This is a genomic window from Psychrobacter sp. UBA3068 (assembly GCF_002366815.1).
GTDB classification, from domain to species: Bacteria; Pseudomonadota; Gammaproteobacteria; order Pseudomonadales; family Moraxellaceae; genus Psychrobacter; species Psychrobacter namhaensis.
The window spans coordinates 25,128-42,454 of the sequence record NZ_DFBY01000018.1; the positions used below are offsets into that span (position 1 = coordinate 25,128).

The 17,327-nt window shown below is 45.3% G+C and carries 15 protein-coding genes; 3 read left to right on the plus strand and 12 right to left on the minus strand.

Annotated features, from left to right (window positions below):
* Window positions 1-158: 158 nt before the first annotated feature.
* The 8 genes from B2P60_RS04075 to B2P60_RS04110 all read right to left on the minus strand — a co-directional run bounded on the left by B2P60_RS04075 (window position 159) and on the right by B2P60_RS04110 (window position 7,434).
* Window positions 159-773, minus strand: coding sequence for a DUF4870 family protein (locus B2P60_RS04075; RefSeq protein WP_226949364.1), 615 nt, complete (start codon window positions 771-773; stop codon window positions 159-161).
* 39 nt (window positions 774-812) lie between these two features.
* The gene (gspM, locus tag B2P60_RS04080) at window positions 813-1,382 is read right to left on the minus strand and encodes a type II secretion system protein GspM (RefSeq protein WP_230709709.1); all 570 of its coding nucleotides are present in this window, start codon (window positions 1,380-1,382) and stop codon (window positions 813-815) included.
* A 48-nt stretch (window positions 1,383-1,430) separates the two neighbouring features.
* Complete coding sequence (gene gspL, locus B2P60_RS04085; protein WP_193004839.1) at window positions 1,431-2,741, minus strand: type II secretion system protein GspL; 1,311 nt, start codon at window positions 2,739-2,741, stop codon at window positions 1,431-1,433.
* 49 nt (window positions 2,742-2,790) lie between these two features.
* A complete protein-coding gene (sixA, locus tag B2P60_RS04090; protein ID WP_286739580.1) occupies window positions 2,791-3,249 on the minus strand; it encodes a phosphohistidine phosphatase SixA in 459 nt (152 codons plus the stop codon).
* Window positions 3,250-3,381: 132 nt separating this feature from the next.
* Window positions 3,382-4,677 (minus strand): NAD(P)H-dependent glycerol-3-phosphate dehydrogenase, encoded by a 1,296-nt coding sequence (locus tag B2P60_RS04095; RefSeq protein ID WP_286739582.1) that lies wholly within the window; start codon window positions 4,675-4,677, stop codon window positions 3,382-3,384.
* Between the two features lie 113 nt (window positions 4,678-4,790).
* The gene (locus B2P60_RS04100; protein WP_286739583.1) at window positions 4,791-5,450 is read right to left on the minus strand and encodes a nitroreductase family protein; all 660 of its coding nucleotides are present in this window, start codon (window positions 5,448-5,450) and stop codon (window positions 4,791-4,793) included.
* Between the two features lie 138 nt (window positions 5,451-5,588).
* Complete coding sequence (gene zapE / locus B2P60_RS04105) at window positions 5,589-6,689, minus strand: cell division protein ZapE (protein WP_286739585.1); 1,101 nt, start codon at window positions 6,687-6,689, stop codon at window positions 5,589-5,591.
* An 85-nt stretch (window positions 6,690-6,774) separates the two neighbouring features.
* Window positions 6,775-7,434, minus strand: a complete 660-nt coding sequence (locus B2P60_RS04110) for an alpha/beta hydrolase (protein WP_286739587.1) — start codon at window positions 7,432-7,434, stop codon at window positions 6,775-6,777.
* A 288-nt stretch (window positions 7,435-7,722) separates the two neighbouring features.
* On the opposite strand from B2P60_RS04110, the gene B2P60_RS04115 reads away from it, so the two are divergent.
* The 3 genes from B2P60_RS04115 (at window position 7,723) to xseB (ending at window position 10,314) form a co-directional block, all read left to right on the plus strand.
* Window positions 7,723-8,091, plus strand: coding sequence for a hypothetical protein (locus B2P60_RS04115; RefSeq protein WP_286739589.1), 369 nt, complete (start codon window positions 7,723-7,725; stop codon window positions 8,089-8,091).
* A gap of 229 nt (window positions 8,092-8,320) precedes the next feature.
* Window positions 8,321-9,823: an exodeoxyribonuclease VII large subunit gene (gene xseA / locus B2P60_RS04120; RefSeq protein WP_286739591.1), complete on the plus strand. Its 1,503-nt coding sequence runs from the start codon at window positions 8,321-8,323 to the stop codon at window positions 9,821-9,823.
* Window positions 9,824-10,068: 245 nt separating this feature from the next.
* Window positions 10,069-10,314 (plus strand): exodeoxyribonuclease VII small subunit, encoded by a 246-nt coding sequence (gene xseB, locus B2P60_RS04125; protein WP_193004847.1) that lies wholly within the window; start codon window positions 10,069-10,071, stop codon window positions 10,312-10,314.
* Window positions 10,315-10,319: 5 nt separating this feature from the next.
* Here the strand turns inward: xseB and pncB are convergent, their stop codons facing one another.
* From pncB to B2P60_RS04145, 4 genes are all read right to left on the minus strand, one after another.
* Window positions 10,320-11,546 (minus strand): nicotinate phosphoribosyltransferase, encoded by a 1,227-nt coding sequence (gene pncB / locus B2P60_RS04130; protein ID WP_193004848.1) that lies wholly within the window; start codon window positions 11,544-11,546, stop codon window positions 10,320-10,322.
* A 287-nt stretch (window positions 11,547-11,833) separates the two neighbouring features.
* Window positions 11,834-13,630, minus strand: a complete 1,797-nt coding sequence (gene msrAB, locus B2P60_RS04135) for a bifunctional peptide-methionine (S)-S-oxide reductase MsrA/peptide-methionine (R)-S-oxide reductase MsrB (protein WP_286739594.1) — start codon at window positions 13,628-13,630, stop codon at window positions 11,834-11,836.
* Between the two features lie 501 nt (window positions 13,631-14,131).
* The gene (locus tag B2P60_RS04140; protein ID WP_193004850.1) at window positions 14,132-15,064 is read right to left on the minus strand and encodes an ATP-binding cassette domain-containing protein; all 933 of its coding nucleotides are present in this window, start codon (window positions 15,062-15,064) and stop codon (window positions 14,132-14,134) included.
* Window positions 15,065-15,155: 91 nt separating this feature from the next.
* On the minus strand, window positions 15,156-17,087 hold the full coding sequence (locus B2P60_RS04145) for a glycine betaine ABC transporter substrate-binding protein (protein WP_286739597.1): 1,932 nt from the start codon (window positions 17,085-17,087) through the stop codon (window positions 15,156-15,158).
* Between the last annotated feature and the right edge of the window lie 240 nt (window positions 17,088-17,327).

Below are 17,327 nucleotides of genomic sequence, written 5' to 3' on the forward strand. Positions count from 1 at the left end.
CAGGCGCTGCGATTATATCAGCTTAACTGAAATAAGAGCAAAGTTTCATGCGGTAAATTTTCACATCAAAACAGCAGCCAGCCTGTATAAACGAACCCTGAACTGCTGATATAAATCGCACTCCCACTTAGCTAAATGCCGCGATTTATAAGCAGTAATTACGGCACAGGACGACCATCAGTCAAGGCTATCCAGCCGCGAATGATACGATAAAGGTGCCAGACAAAAGTGAAGATCATAACCAGCAAGCCAAACCCAGCCAGTAGCACTGAGCCGATGGCGACATTTCCGCTATCAGCTAGCATACTGACGCCAAAACCGCCCAACGCAAAGGTAATAATGAGAAAACCTAAGAAAAACCAGACGATACTGTACCAAAAGGTCTTAATCTGCCAGTCAAAATGTGTGGCCAACCATGAGCCATCAGCGTCATGTCGTTTCGCATAGTTCATCACAATCGGCACAATCCACAGCAAACCAGCGGTAAAATAACTGATCACGTACAAGAAGTACGTAATGTGATTATAAGTGATTAAAGAACGGCGCTTATTGTCGCTCATCATACTATTCTGTCCTCGTTGGGCAACCTCAACTTCATAGTCAGCCATTGTATCAATAGAATCACGATCACGGCGGTCAGCAGTTTTGGTGTGATGCTGTACACGCTCATCAGGATTTTGATCAGTAGAGTGATCCATCATAAGTATCTCGGTCTGATAATGACTAATAACTGTTTGATTGTGCCAGACAAGCCGTTTTTCAATGAGGCTCATGCCAAATCATTATTTTAATAACTCGGTATAAGGTGTCGGCTATGACGTAACCGTCGCTTGTACTTGAATAGATTTGTTGGTCAGATCTTGCTGCATAGACAGCTGAGTAAACTGCCAGCCCTGCTGTTCAAGTTTGCCAAGCGCTCCACTAACCACTGCTTGACTGGCATGACTAAAGCTCAATTGCACAGCATCACCAACCGCGACTACTTGAGCATTTGCGATACCTGCATCGTTTAACAACGCACTGACAGTAGTAGCAGGTGGCATTACCGTGTCATCACCGTTGGCCGCGTTCAGCTCACTGCGATCAATATTATCCGCTTGAGCACGCAACCAAAAATAATCAGCGACTTGCTCTTGATAGTTACTCTTACTATGATTTGCCGCTTGATGGAGACTATAGCCACCGTAGCCCCCAATAAATAACAATAAAAATATGGACAATATGGTCAACGCCAATTGATCGCGTGAAGACAATGCTCGCCAGCGCGCTGATAACACACTTTGAAAACGGTTCATGTGTCCTGATAAGACAATGGAGCCATTGCTGGTCGTATTATCAGAGGTGACGGTATTACGTTTTGCGCGGCGCTGTAATGGTTTCATCTTCTGACCTTCTCTAAACTTACTGCTACTAAATAAATGGCTAATAGATTATGATGCCGCCATATTTGCTTGCTTATCGCTACTATCTACGACATTCACAGTAACTTGACCACTAAATTGTCCTTGCTCATTACCATTCACTTGCTCCAGTTTGGCATGTAAACCCTCTGCAGTCAGTGTACTTGCAAATTTATCAAGACTACCGCGGTCAGGCGCAATCAACGTAAAACTAAGGGTCGATGGCTGCATGACTAATGCTTGCGCGCGCAGTGAGGATTGTTTGATTAAAGGCGACACTCGAGCCAAGGCTGCCATATGAGAGGCCGTGGCTTGGCTATCGCTACGCAGCTTAGGCTGCAACTGTACCTGCAATTTTGTACGGCTGCTCAGTGGCTCATCCGCAAACCAAGATTGATATTGCCTAGCAATCTCGTTCTTGGTCGCCGCTGTCGCTTGATTATACTGATACCATTGCACACCATCGGTCGCCATCTGTAGTACCAACGCTGACAGTGCTACCATGATCGCCACACGCAAATATGGTGATAGCTGTGAATCCGTAGATTTAACAAAGAAATTAAGCGCATGACGGTCAGGGTTTTCAAGAGGCGTTGGCGTCGACGTAGGAGATTTGGTTAACAACAACTGGTGCTCAGTAATAAGCCTTTCTGTTTGCGCCATAAAGTCAGCGCTCGTTGATAATTTCTGTAAATCGTTACCATCATCAGTTTCCATCCTGTCAGTAAAGCTGTCACTGATAGACTGGGTGAGCGAGAAACCAGAGGCGTCAATAGGCGACAAGACGCTAACTTCATTCAAACGCGAGAAGCGCTCAAAAATTAATGGCAAATAGCTGACAGCCATGCCCTGATGCAACGACTGGCGCAGTAGCGTTGTGTACGTATCTTGATAAAGTGTTACTTGCTGACCGGCGGGATCGTTTGGCGTTGGCAGTAATAAAAAGTCAGGAAGTAGTGCCACTATGCTCATACCAGCCAGCTTAGCACCTTGCTGCCATGACTCAATATCACTCTGCGCCAGTGCATACAGTTGGTGACTGTCAGCATGACTGATTTGACGAATGGCCAACTGCTCCACAGGGGTTAAGGAAGTCTCTTCAAACAGATACTGCTTGCCACTGTGGCCCAGCTGCTTAAGCTGAGCGGCACTCAGCTCAGTATCTACCTGTAGTACATGACTGGAAGGAAAGTATAGACACACCGTCTTTCGCGTATTGGATTTATAACTACCATAGATAGCTTGCAGCTGTTGCCAACCATCGACTGACTGCCATCTTTGTACATCTTCATGCCAGACAGCTAGCGGGCTATGCTGCGCTCGTAACCAAACGTGTAACACTAAGCGTGTCCTTAATTAAATAAAAGCGGTGATAAAAGAGCGACTACCCTCAATACGGCTGATCAGGAACGAAACGATCAATTTCACTGGCCATCCCGCTCATCACAAAGTCCATCTCAAGCACCCTTGCTTCTGCTAAAGAAAACGACTCAGGATACTCCCCTGTTAGCAGTCCAGCAAGGTGGGCAATAATAGACATATGGCAAACCACCACAAGGCACTCTGCTTCTACATTAGCAAGGTCTACTAACGCCTTACGAGCTTCATCAGAGGGTGTAATATTGTCCTGTATAGTTACTGGCACTTCAGACGCTCGCGATTGAAACTCTGCTAGGGTTTGCTGCGCCCGTTCATAAGGACTCACGATAAAACGATCTGGATGATAGTGAGTCGTCACATATTCTGCGGTTTGTGCCGCTTGCTGTTGCCCAAATTTCGTCAACTGACGCGCACTATCTGGACGCGTCTCATCTTCTGCTTGACCATGACGTACTAATATAATTTTCATAACCGTCCTTGTCCTATCTTTTTTGGTACATTTTTTGGTATGTTTTTTTATTGTGACTTTGTATCATTACTGCCCTATCGACATCATTACTGCCCTGTAGGCTAATAACAGCATAGTATTGTCTGAGGTGCTTTATTTATGGTCACCATCGTCTTTTTTATCGTCAGGGCTGTTATTTGACGTTTTCATGTGGGCAGTAAGCGCCGCATTACTATGATCATGAGCCATGACAAACTCAACATCACTGCGGAAACCTGCTTCCATTAAGTGTAGCGCGACTCCTAGGGCAGCTTTATCTTCATAAATAACCGCGTAAAGGGCGTGGGTAATTGGCATATATATGCCTTCTTTGGTGGCTTTTTCGTGCACCTGCTGAATGGTGTTTACCCCTTCAGCGGTCTGACCCAGCTTTTTCACTGCTGCATCGATACTCATACCACGACCAAGCATCGTACCGATACGGTAGTTGCGACTCAACTCTGAGCTACAGGTGGCGTATAAATCTCCAACACCAGACAGTCCTAAAAATGTGAGCGGATTCGCGCCTGCTTCCACGCCAAAACGACTCATCTCTGCTAACGCACGCGTTAATATCATTGCTTTGGTATTTTCACCGACATCATAGGCTGACGCCATCCCCATGGCTATCGCGTAAATGTTTTTGAGGGCACCACCGAGCTCTACGCCTTTCACATCATCGCTGGCAAAAACTCTAAAGAAGGCACTGTGTAGTGCCGCTTGAACTGCATGACGCAGTGGCTCAGACTCACTAGCAATCACTGTCGCAGACGGCATGTTTTTCATAATTTCGATAGCCAGATTTGGACCTGACATCACGCCAAAATTTACTTCTGGCAGCTCGTCTTTAATAATGTCACTCATCAAAGCAAAAGTATCTTTTTCCATCCCTTTGGTCAATGACACGATAGACTGACCGCTGATAAAAGGAGCGATATTTTTTAAAGTCTCACGAAAAGCCAAACCAGGTACAGCGATAAACACAATGTCCTTGTCTTTAACCGTGGCTGCTAAGTCATGGCTGTACTTTAAACGATCATCAAGCTTATAACTTGGCAGATATTTTTTATTGGTTTGGGTCTTTATCATGGCTTTTACCGTACGTTTATTCCGTACCCACAGCGTGGTATCACAGCCATTACGAGCGGCTAAGTTTGCCATGGCCGTACCAAAACTACCACCACCTAAAAATGCCAAACGCAGCTTGGTGGGCCTACTGTGTATCTCTGCCATGTTTTTTGCCACCGATGATTCTACCGCACTAGGATTCAATTTCTTACGGCCGATACCTGATTTGCTAGCACGTTCGATGATACCTGCCAGCAGGCTGTTTTGCTTTTCAGGAGCACTCTTACTCATCTCACTGTCATCATTGCCGATGTCTGTATTGCTATCATTAGAGCTGGTCATGTTCTTTTATCCGTGTTGACTGACTTATTATTAGTAGAATTTATCATGGTTAAATTTTGAGATTTTCTGGCTTTTTAACGATCATTTTATTGAACGGGCAGCGTTCAGCCATATTATGACTCAAATCTGACTAATGGCTCGATATCAATCGGTTTACGTGCGGGTTCATCTTTTGGACTGGTACCAGTATAAACAAAAGCCGTCACATAATCATCTGGACCGACGTCAAAATACGCTTTGACAGCGGGCTCATTACACAATAGACCCGTACGCCATACCGTACTAAAACCTTGAGCCTTTAGTGCCAAAATAAGATTTTGTACAGCAGCACCAGTACTGAGCAGTTGTTCAAAAGGAGGGACTTTTTTGTGTGCTTGTATTTTAGTGACCACCGTGATGATAAGGGGCGCCCGTAACGGCATGGTCTGGGCCTTTTTGAGGTCTTTTTCAGACAAGTCTTCTCCTTCTCGCACCGCTTTTGCTTGAGCAGCGTCGACCAAAGCACGACCCAAATCATGACGAGCATCACCCTGTGTCACGATGAAGCGCCACGGAGACAACTTTTTGTGGTCAGGTGCCGTTGCTGCGCACTCAATCGCCGTTTCGATCTGGGCGCGCGTCGGTGCGGGGGTGTCCAAATTGCCCATACTGCGTCTTGAATTAATCCAACCGATCAACGCTTCAGCAGACAATGGCGGATACTCTGTTATCCTATGTTTTAGGGGCAACTTGTTCCCATTTTTTACTTTGTCATTTTCATCAAATACCGTCATCGTCTATCCTTATTTATTATTGTCTCTTACTTTTTTTTCATGCAAAAAACCAAATTTTTTATGTCATATAGTTAATTCACCATGAATCACCCGCTACCTGAGAAGTAAAGGTTTTTGAGAGGTGGTTAACACGAACTTTTACGCCGCATCTTCTACCCGATGGTCCATGCGCAAATAATCTTCTGACTGCATCTCAAGCAGGCGTGAGCGTGTACGCTCAATCTCAAACGCCAGCTTCTCTCCTTGATACAGATTTAAAATCGACTGCTCTGCTCGTACCAGAAGCTTTACGCGGCGATCATAGAACTCATCAACAAGGTAAATAAAACGGCGCGTCGGATCACGCAAGTCATCGTCTAGCGCTGGTACGGCATTGACCAGCACTGTGTTAAACCGCTTAGCGATTTCAATAAAGTCAGCGGCTGAGCGCGGCTCCATACATAGATGGCGGAAATCACAAAATAGAATGTCTTCAGTGCGAGCGTTGATCCGAATTTCACGGCCGTTAACCGTAATAGGCTCATTACTGATTTTTTGATTGGTAGATAAGCTAGCAAATCGGTTGGCGAGCCAGTGATGATTTGCCTTTGTCAAGGGCGATTCATATAACTCCGCTTGCTGCAAGACACGCAAACGATAGTCAATACCTGAATCGATATTCATCACCGTGGTATGGCGCTCAACTTCAGCAATAGCAGGCAAAAAACGGTCACGATGCAACCCGTCTTTATAAAGTCCGGACGGTTCAATGTTTGAGGTGGCAACCAAAGTGATACCGCGATTGAACAGCATGGTAAACAGATCACCTAAGATCATGGCATCAGAGACATTAGAGACAAAGAACTCATCAAAACAAATGATGACCGCTTCTTCATAGATAATGTCAGCGACTTTCTCTAATGGGTCACTCTCACCTTGCAGCTTGTTTAGTTCTTGATGTACCCGCTGCATAAAATGATGAAAATGCAGACGCATCTTGCGCGGGGTAGTGAGAGAATCGTAAAACATATCCATCATCCATGTTTTACCGCGGCCCACTCCTCCCCACATGTATAAACCTTTTGGAGCGGTAGGCTTAGACTTTAAAAAGCTAAAAAAACCCTTTTTTTGTTCCACACGGTTGACGAGCTGATGATAAATCTCATCAAGATAGCTCATGGCCTTGAACTGCTGCTCATCTCGAGTAAAGTCGTCCGTACTGACGGCTTGCTCGTAACGTTGCAATGGAGATAAACTCATAATACGACTCATCGTTAGATAAATAAATGGTAAATAAGGGACTGATATTGACTTATATTATCAGGACAAAATCTTATCAGTAACCTCAGCTCTGCCTATCAAAACTGTGTTTTTCTAATAAACCCTTCAGCTCTGACAATCGACCGTGAAAAAAATGCCCTGCACCATCCACGACGCTGACCGCAATTCCCAATCGTTCAGCAAATTCCTGCATGTTATCAGGATCAATGACCTCATCCGCATTACCATAAATCTCAAAGGTTTTATCAGCGGGCAAGCTTAAATCACGACTGTCGTTTTTTTCGACTGAGGGAGCGATAAGCGCAATTTTAGAGATCTCAAAATCGCTCAATCCCCATACATGAGAGGCCTCAAGCACCTGTTCAGCCACGCGTGCCGTCACATAACCACCAAAAGAGAAACCACCCAGCCATAGCTTACGCGCATTGGTTTGTTCAGCAATCCATTGTAACACGGTCATTGCGTCCACGACTTCACCTTCAGCATAATCGTGCTCGCCAGTTGACTGACCCACTCCGCGAAAGTTAAAACGCACCACATGCATACCGTGATCACGGGCAAAACGGTACATAGTCGTGACCACTTTATTATTCATCGTACCGTCAAACAACGGGTTCGGGTGACAAAGCAACGCCACTGTATCGGTCTGCGGATCGTTAGGGTTGTCTTGTTGCCATAACGCGTCGACTTCGAGCACGCCAGCAGGAGCAGGAATCAATTGCATAAAGTTACTTACTAATTAAGAATGAATAGGTCAATTATCCTAGATATGGTTTATATTTCAAGTGATTTGCTGTGTCAATGTGACAGATGAACGGGTAAGGTTGCGATAAGATAGAACACAATAACCGCCTAGACACCGAAGAGAGGAATGGGTTAGGTTTATAAAGGGGTTGAGCAACATATTCACTGATGCGATACACCTGTAGCATGATGCACTTGTAGCATATAGTAACGACTTAGCTTTGATATTCAATTTTTATGTTCAATAGACAAAAATTAGGAATCACTTATGAATACTATGAATAAAACTGTCACATTCACAGCCACTTTAGCGGCGGCACTTGCCTTGAGTGCTTGCCAAAGTACGCCTTCATCACCAGTCATCCAACGTGCTAACTCTGTGTATGAAACGACTGGCATCGCAGACACCAAAGTTAAAGCACAACAAAATGCCATAGACAGCGCGCAAAAAACCTGCGGCCGTAAACAAGTGATTATCGTCGAGGACACGGTCAAATACAACGGTATTTTAGATGAGCGCACGGGCCGTATGGTTGGTCAAGTTGGTGCGGTGGTTGGTTCAATTTTCGGTACTGGCTCACCAGACTTATCACGTAGCGATGATTACGAATACACCATTAGTTTTCGCTGTCAGTAATTCGTTGTCAGTCACATGAATGAATGGTATAAAAACTAGAAAACCAGCACGCTTCAAGTAGTCGATTTTATTTTTAACTGACTATATGTCGCCAACCAGACGGTGGGAAGGATTCTCATGCAACTTGTTGGCTTCGCTTTTTGTGCATGTGCTTTTAAGGTAAACTACCCCATCTAGGGCTGCTTATGTCCCAACCAACCTCCCAGCTTTACTCACATGGTCTACTACTATGCGCAAACCCAATCTCTCAAACGCAACCCAAGCTAAAGTATTGGCGCCTGCCAAAGACTTGGCCACCTTGGAGGCTGAATTGGCGGAACAAGAAGACCATTTGGAAGACACTGTCTTGCGTCTTAGTGATTACTTGTCAGCGGTTGAGATGGTCATCAAACAAACCTTTGACCACCGTGTCTGGGTAAAGGCAGAGATTCGCAACCTGTCTAGCAAAGGCGGCCACTATTACTTTGAGTTAGCGGAAAAAGATGACGACGGGAAAGTCGTTGCCAGCTGCCGTGGTAACCTTTGGCGCTTTAAAGCCACACGCGTTTTAGCGAAGTTTGAGCGCGCAACCGGTATGCCACTTGACCGCGATTTAACGGTACTACTAAAAGTGTCGGCAGGTTTTCATGCTCAGTATGGCTTTTCGCTGACCATTGAAGATATTGACCCCAGCTACACGTTAGGGGATTTGGCAAAACAATATGCGCAAATGGTCGACCGCTTGACAGGTGAAGGACTACTAAACCTCAATCAGCAACTACCTGCTCCCTTTGACATCGAGCATGTGCTGGTCATTGCACCCGAAAAAGCCGCTGGACTGGGAGACTTTCAAGCCGATGCGAATCGCTTAGCGCGCACAGGTGCTTGTCATTTTCATTACCATCACGCCACTTTTCAAGGCAATCATGCACCCGCTGAGATACGACACGCCATCATCAGCGCTCAGCAGCAATTTCAAGACACCTACCAGCGTTTGCCAGATTTATTAGTCATTATTCGCGGTGGCGGTGCTGTCGGTGATTTGGCTTATCTAAACGACTATGAGCTTGCCGCTTTGGTGGCCGAACAGCCCATCCCTGTCTGGGTCGGGATTGGACATGAACGTGACAAAGTTGTCCTAGATGAAGTTGCCCATACCAGCTTTGATACACCGTCAAAAGTCATCGCCGCCATTAGTAGCCATTTAGCACAATTGATCGCTCAGACACTACAGTATCAAGCACAAATCAAGCAAGCCGCCCAGCGCCAACTCAATACGGCAGAGCAACAAACAGCGCGCCAACTAAGCCGCGTACAGTCGCAAACAACTGGCCGATTAACCGCACTACAAAAAGACAGTGACTATGCGTGGCGCAGTATTCAGCAAAGTGCTCAACGTCAAGTAAAGCAAGCTGCCAGACTAACCCATGAGCTGGGCACACAGATGCAGGCCTCGGCTTATCAACAGTTATCTATGGCTTCTAATGATAGCCAAAATTATAAAAAGACAATTATGCAAAGTAGTCAGCAACAGCTGATTCAAGCCCAGCGAGACAGCGTACATCTGCGTGACATTGTGCTGCTACATCGACCCTCTCGTGTGCTGAAGCAAGGCTATGCCATACTTATGGATGAAAAAGACAAACAAATACTTACCAGTAGCGCCCAGCTCCATCCTCAGCAAACGGTACATATTGTCTTAAAAGACGGTAAGGCCAAGGCGCAGATCATAGATATAGTTAACACACTTTAAAATAGGTACAGTGCTACGGGTATTAATTTCCCTTGCATGCTGTGCCTACGCCGACAGAGGCTGCGCGAAATCAATACCCGTAGCATGAGGCATAGTGTGTGCTATTTTTATTTAGGATTGACTATATCAAAGCCACATAAGTGGTTGACTATAGACCCCATTAAGATTGTGAGCTCAAAATATTTCACGTCTGTTTATTTACTTCATTTTTTACTCAACCATAATTTTGAACATTAGGACACGCTATGACCACCCCTACTCGCAAACGTAAAAAAGCCGCCCCAAAAACCTTTAAGGCGGCTTATGATATTCTAAAAACCAACGCGGCTGAACTACAGCAGCAAGACGAACCGGATATTGACAATCTCATGACCACGGTTGAAGAATCTATTGCTGCTTATCGCGTTTGCGAGACGCGCATTAATGCGGTACAACAGGCATTAGACGCCGCTTTCGCTGAAGAAAACAAAGTAGAAAATAGCGACAGCTAAGCACTTTATTCCAGCTCATCCACTTCAAAGACTTGGCGTAAATAGGCAAGATACGTGTCATTATTGATCATGGTCTTGCCTGGGCTGTCAGACAATTTAGCGACAGGCTGTCCATTACACTCAACCAGTTTTAGTACGATATTAATTGGCGTGATACCCATGTCATTGGTCAAATTGGTACCAATGCCAAAGCTGGTTTTAATACGGCCTCGGAAATACTGATGCAACTCCCACGCTTTCTCAAGATTCAGGCCATCACTAAAGGTCAGCACCTTTGTTTTGGGATCTATCTTTAATTTTTCATAATGGGCAATCGCCTTATCGCCCCAAATATAGGGGTCACCGCTATCATGACGCAGCCCATCAAACAGTTTGGCAAAATATAAATCAAAATCACGTAAGAACGCATCCATCCCAACGACATCAGTCAGCGCAATACCTAAGTCACCGCGATACTCGTGCACCCACGCTTCAAGCGCCGCTTTTTGTGAATCACGTAAACGCACATCCAATGCTTGGAAAGCTTGCATAAACTCATGCGCCATGGTGCCAATTGGCGTCATCCCCAGCTGTTTTGCCAAATAAACGTTAGACGTGCCGCCCACTATTTTTGGTTCAGCGTTGTGCAAGGTCTCAACCACATGCGCTTGCCACGCTTTACTAAAGCGCCTACGGGTACCAAAATCAGCAACAATAAACGGCGGCGTATCCCGGCCTTCTTTTGCTTGTTCGGCTGCATAGTGATGCAACAAAGCTACTTTTTCATCCAGTCTGCGCTGTCCTTCTTCGATGACACTCTCATTTGATAGAGCACTAAAGTAGAGCTCATTGACAATGGCCAAAACAAAGACCTCAAAGAACATGGCTTGAATCATTGGGCCTTCAATATCGATAAATAAGCGACCTTTACTATCCGTACTGACAGTGATAAAACGACGCTTAAGTTTAAACAACTCAAGGTAGTCAACGAAGTCTGAACGCATAAAGCGCAAACCACGCAAATACGCCAATTCATCTTCTAAAAAACGTAATTCGCATAAGCTGTCTAGTTGTTTTTCAAGCGGCTCTTTGATATCAGCCAGCGGATAGAGCGCCTCTTTATTATTACGGCAGCGGAAGCGATAAACACCATGCGTCTGCGGAAACTGATGCAGCATCGCTTGTAACATTGTAAATTTGTACAAATCGTTATCAAGTAAGGAGGTAATAATAGGAACATGGGTAACGGTCATACTATGGCCTTAAAAAAACGCAAAAATAAAAAATAAACGTCACCCAATACTCAAAGCGACATCATATATGGACAAGCAAATGAGAGTACTCACGAATAATGAGTCATCAATAACCATTCAGTATAACGAAGTTTGTTGTTTATTTCACAGCTCGCTACTGCTTGCCGCAAAATTACTACGATTGATGGCTTTTTCTAAAAAATTACCGCCAAAAACTGATGATAAAAAAAGACGCTAAGAGCCCTCTTAACGTCTTTTTAATCAATCACATAAAAACTTTAGAACCCTTACGATTTCACCAATTTAACTAATGGCGCATAGCCTGACTGCGGCATCACATCGACTGGAATAAACTGCAAAGCCCCGCCATTGATGCAGTAACGCAGGCCACCACGATCTTTGGGACCATCAGGGAATACATGACCGAGATGCGAATCTGCGACACGTGAGCGAACCTCCGTACGCACCATATTAAAGGCCTTATCTTCATGCTGCGTAATCACCTGCATGTCAATCGGCTTAGTAAAGCTTGGCCAACCGCAACCAGATTGGTATTTATCGGTTGATAAAAAGAGTGGCTCTCCGCTCACCACATCGACATAAATCCCAGGCGCAAACAAATCATCATATTCGTGACTGAATGCACGCTCAGTACCTGCATCTTGGGTAATATTATACTGAGCTTTGGTCAGTGTATTCTTCAGCGCCCCTTTATCAAAACCCGCATAACGTTTAGGATCTAATGTTTCAGCGATTGTGGAGACAGGAGCAAGCTTAGCGCGCGCAGTACCTTCAGGTTTATCATCCGCAAGACTTAAGTCAATGTGGCAATAACCATTTGGATTTTTTGCCAAATAATCTTGATGATACATCTCAGCCAAGTAAAAATTGTCTAGCGGCTCGTTTTCCACCACGATTTTTTGTTCATATTGACTTTGTACACGCTTTAAGGCCGCCTCTATCACAGCTTTGTCTTCTTTATCGGTGTAATAGACGCCAGAGCGGTACTGCACGCCGCGATCGTTGCCTTGCTTATTTAGGCTGGTTGGATCAATCACGCGAAAGTAATACTTTAAGACTGTATCAAGATCGATTTTATCTGCATCGTAAGTAACCTTGACGGTTTCAGCGTGTCCCGAACCGCGAATGACCTGCTCATAGCTTGGATTGGTGGTATCGCCATTGGCATAGCCCGATACGGCATCCACGACACCATCGACCCGCTCCATATAAGCTTCTACGCCCCAAAAACAACCGCCCGCCAGATAGATTGAGCGCGTGTTAATCGCACGACCTTTATCATTGTAGTAAACGCCATTTTTTTGCTCAATGGACTCAATCTTATTGTTGTTATCTAATGCTTGCACGTTTGTAGGTTTGGCGCTGCCGGCTTTAAGCTCAGCAAAACCGTTATCGGCATTCTCTGCGAGTGCATAGGCTTGCTCTGTCGATATACTGCCTTTGACTAAATGTACCAAATTGCCATTTTTATCAAGTATTGCCCAGCTTGGATAAACTTGCACGCCAAGCTTGTTAATCAATTCGCCTGATGTATCCGACAATACAGGCAGCTGTGGATAATCTGCTTGGACGCCAGCGTACCAATGACGAAACTCGCTATCGTCTTTTTCATTCAAATGACCTGGGCTTACCACAGTAACAACATTCAAATCAGCAAATTTAGGATCTGTACGCCATTCTTCTGTTTCCTCCAGCGTGCCCAAACACAGCGGACACCAGCTTGCCCAAAACTTTACCAAAGTTGGCTTGTTAGGGTCTATCACTGCTGCGCCTGTGTCACCCAAGCCTTTCGTCAATTGCGGCAACGCTTGCATCTGCTGGAGCATACCGGACGGCAACATGTCACGGGAGCTCGTCACCCCGCTGTTTTGCTTACCGACTTTAGTACTACTACTCGCGTCATTATCCGCGCTGCTCATTTGACCACAAGCAACCAATATACCCGCACTCAGTACTGTCGTGACACCAAAGGCACGGACATTTTTGAACCAACGCGATGGGCTAGCTGTGAGTACACTGGCACTTTTTTTGTAATCACTCTTACGAATTTTTTTATGTGGCATTGTGTGTCCTTTTTACGAATTCTCGCGATCATCATAAGCTGCGGTGACATAGTCGCTTATGGTCTTATTACTCTGTTAGACAAAATAAAGACAGGGATATGTTAAGAAAAGCAGAGGTAGTACCTAGATCTTAGCTGCGGGGAAATAAATGGTTATAACCTGATGATGAGTTAGCTTGTTCATTAAAAAGTCTGTCAATATTTTGAAGCTGTTGTAACTTGAAGCTATTATAAAGAACACCTTGTCTATATTAGGCTGCCTTAACAGTATACATCTAAGATGGAGTCTATTTTAATAGTAATGAATGGGTTGCTACACTTTTTTAACAACGCAGTAAGAGTAGCGAGATAGAGCAACCCTACGCCATTGGCTCATGCTGGGACACACCCATATGTGAAGCTAGATTGGAGAAAAGACACCATATTGGACACAAACAATGACCAGTAAGTATGAACCTATTCAGATATTAGAGCCAGTACGCCCATCACAAAATAGCCTGAATTAATTTTTAGCGCTCATAAATTGTGCCACATAATCATCAGCTGGATTGTGACGTAATTCTTGTGGCGTGCCCGTTTGCACCAAACGCCCCCCATTTAAGATACTAATGCGTTGGCCTACTTTGACTGCCTCGTCAATGTCGTGGGTAATAAAGACAATGGTTTTCTGCAGACGCTCTTGCAGTGCCAGCAGTTGGTCTTGTAATTGAGCACGAATGAGAGGATCAAGGGCAGAAAACGCCTCATCCATCAGCAAAATTGGATTGTCTGTTGCCAGCGCACGCGCCAACCCGACACGCTGCTGCATCCCACCTGACAGCTCATCCGGATAGCTGCGCTCCAAGTTTGACAAACCAACCTCATTGAGCCAGTGCCGGGCCAATTCACGACGCTCCTTTACACTCATTTTGCGCACACGCAAACCGTAAGCGACGTTTTGTATGACGGTCATATGTGGCACGAGACCAAAATGCTGAAACACCATACTGACCGTCTGCTGGCGATAATGTTGCAACTCTTTGTCGTTAAACTCTAATACATTGACAGCAGAAGATGGAAGTTTAGTATCTGCTACCTTTGTAGTGTCTATCGGCGCTTGGTTCACACTGGTCGTACTGATGATAGACTGTGTGTCATTGGTAGAGTTTGACCCATTCATAGATGTATCAACCCATATCTTGCCACTGGTGGGATCAATCAAGCGATTAATGTGACGTATCAATGTCGATTTGCCAGAGCCTGACAGTCCCATAATACAATGCAGCTCACCTGCCTTAACCGCGAGGTTAATATCATAAAGACCGACTGAGTAGCCCGTTTGTTCCTTGACCTTGATGCTGTCCATACCTTCTGCCAACAGTGTCAACGCAGACTGTGCTTGCGAGCTACTGGCATTATAGATTTTACTGATATTCTCTAGCTGAATATGATTCATCGTTGTTCTCGCTATTTACCTGACGTTATGGGCATCGTTATCATGATTGTCGTTCAGACTTTCATGATGAAGCAAATGATTAGACAAATTGCTATCCAATCGTATGTCTACCAGCATCGATGGTTTTTTGCCGTGCGCGTTTGCCTTGCCCAAACGCTTGAGTAATACGGTCAATAATAATCGCTACAATGACAATAGCCGTACCTGCTTGTAGTCCCTGCCCAATATTGAGGGTTTGTATAGACTGCAATACATCTTCACCCAGACCGGGCGCGCCAATCATAGAGGCCAGTACCACCATAGAGAGCGACATCATCACCGCTTGATTGACACCCGCCATGATACTGGGTAGCGCTTGTGGCAATTTGATCCAAATGAGCAACTGCAAATGTGTGCTGCCAAATGAGCGTCCTGCCTCCACCATTTCGTGATTCACTTGCGTGATACCTAACGTTGTCAGACGAATGAGGGGCGGCAAAGCATATATAATGGTGGCAAACAACGCAGGCACTTTACCAATACCAAATAGCATCAGCACTGGTATCAGATACACAAAGCTAGGCATGGTCTGCATCACATCCAATATAGGCGTCACAATCTGACGAAGCAGCTTACTACCTGACATAGCAATACCAATCGGTATACCAATAACCACCGTGACCAATACTGAGACGATGAGCAGCGCTAAGGTATCAACCAATGCACCCCAAAGCCCAAATGCACCAATTAAAAACAGCCCTGCGCCGCATGCCAGCGCAAACCAAATCTTGCGTACGCCAAACCACGCCAATACCGTGACCAGCGCAATAATCAACCAGGGAGGAATGACCGTTAATAGGCGCTCAATCGGTAGCAATAAGTACGTGAGTGCGAACGTACTGATAGTACGAAACACCTCACCATAATTTTGCACGGTGCTTGCTAGGGTGTTATTCAGCGGGGTCTCAAGTGACCATGACGGGAATTTAGAAGTTAGCGCTGTTTGATTAACGCTAGAGGCTACGGTATCAGCAGTGATGTTGGCACCAGTTAAGCCAATACCCAATTTATCAGCAAGGTTGGTCGCCGCTTCATCAGTCAGCCACGCTTGCCAAACGTTTGGATGTTCACGCAAAAATACTAAGGCTTGCTCCTCCCCGCTGCGTTTATTTTCACTCATCTCTAAGATAGCACCATTGAGCTCATCCGAGGTAAATTGTACTTTTTTGAAGGCCTCTACCAACTCAGGGTTGTTATCGATAAATGGCGTAGATACCGCGATACCTAAAGGCGATACAGGAAACCCAGAGACACAGCTGGCGGTGCCATCGGCTCGTAACAAGTCTTGCCAACAGGCGTCATCATGATCGGGAAACTTGAGTGGGGCAAAATCATACTTTGCCATCAATCCTGTGGGTTGCCAATAATAAAACAATAGGGGTTTGTGTTGCTCAAAAGCGGAAGCAATCTCGGCATCAAGCGCAGCACCAGTCCCAGGATGAACGTTGTTAAATACTCTGTCCAGACCTGTGTTTTTTAACAACCGAGTATTAAAAATCTCGCACGTCCAACCAGAGGGACAGTTCATGAAGCGTGACTTGCTAGGGTCTTCTGGATCTTTAAAAAGATCCGCGTATTTAGGTAGATCTTGATAACTGCGTAGCCCAGGGTTCTCTTCTAGGACGTATTTAGGGACATACCAACCTTGAGTCGCTCCGCCCTTGAGCGTATCCCCAATGACTGCTACTTTGTCGTCTTCAATGGCCTGCTCCATGATTGGCGAGCGCCCAACCCACTGCTCACCAATAACCTGAATGTCATTTTGTGACAAGGCTGTCTCAAGCGCGGGCCCTGCTCCTGGCACCTCCTCTATCGTACAGCCATAACCGTCCTCTGCGATATGCTTGAGCACACCAGAGATGAATTGACCGCTCTCCCACGTTAGCGCCCCAAACTTGATGGGTGACGCGCAAGCGGCGGATGCCGATATGGGCAGTAAAAACGCACTCATACACAGTAAACTTAACGCAATCCATTGGCGCATGCTCTGTCCTATTTATTATCTTTATCAACATTAAAAACGTTGTTCAAAAAACAGACTGTTAGTCATACGCCTCCTACTCTGTGTAAGTTCACATTCCTACAGAGTAAACCTTGTATATTACTCAAACAGTATTCTACGGTTGTTTAGCCTTTTTATAAAGTGTAGCGATTTATAAGGGTGATCACAAACACTTATTTATCAATTATCTGGACGGTTTTTACACTACCCTACGCACAGACA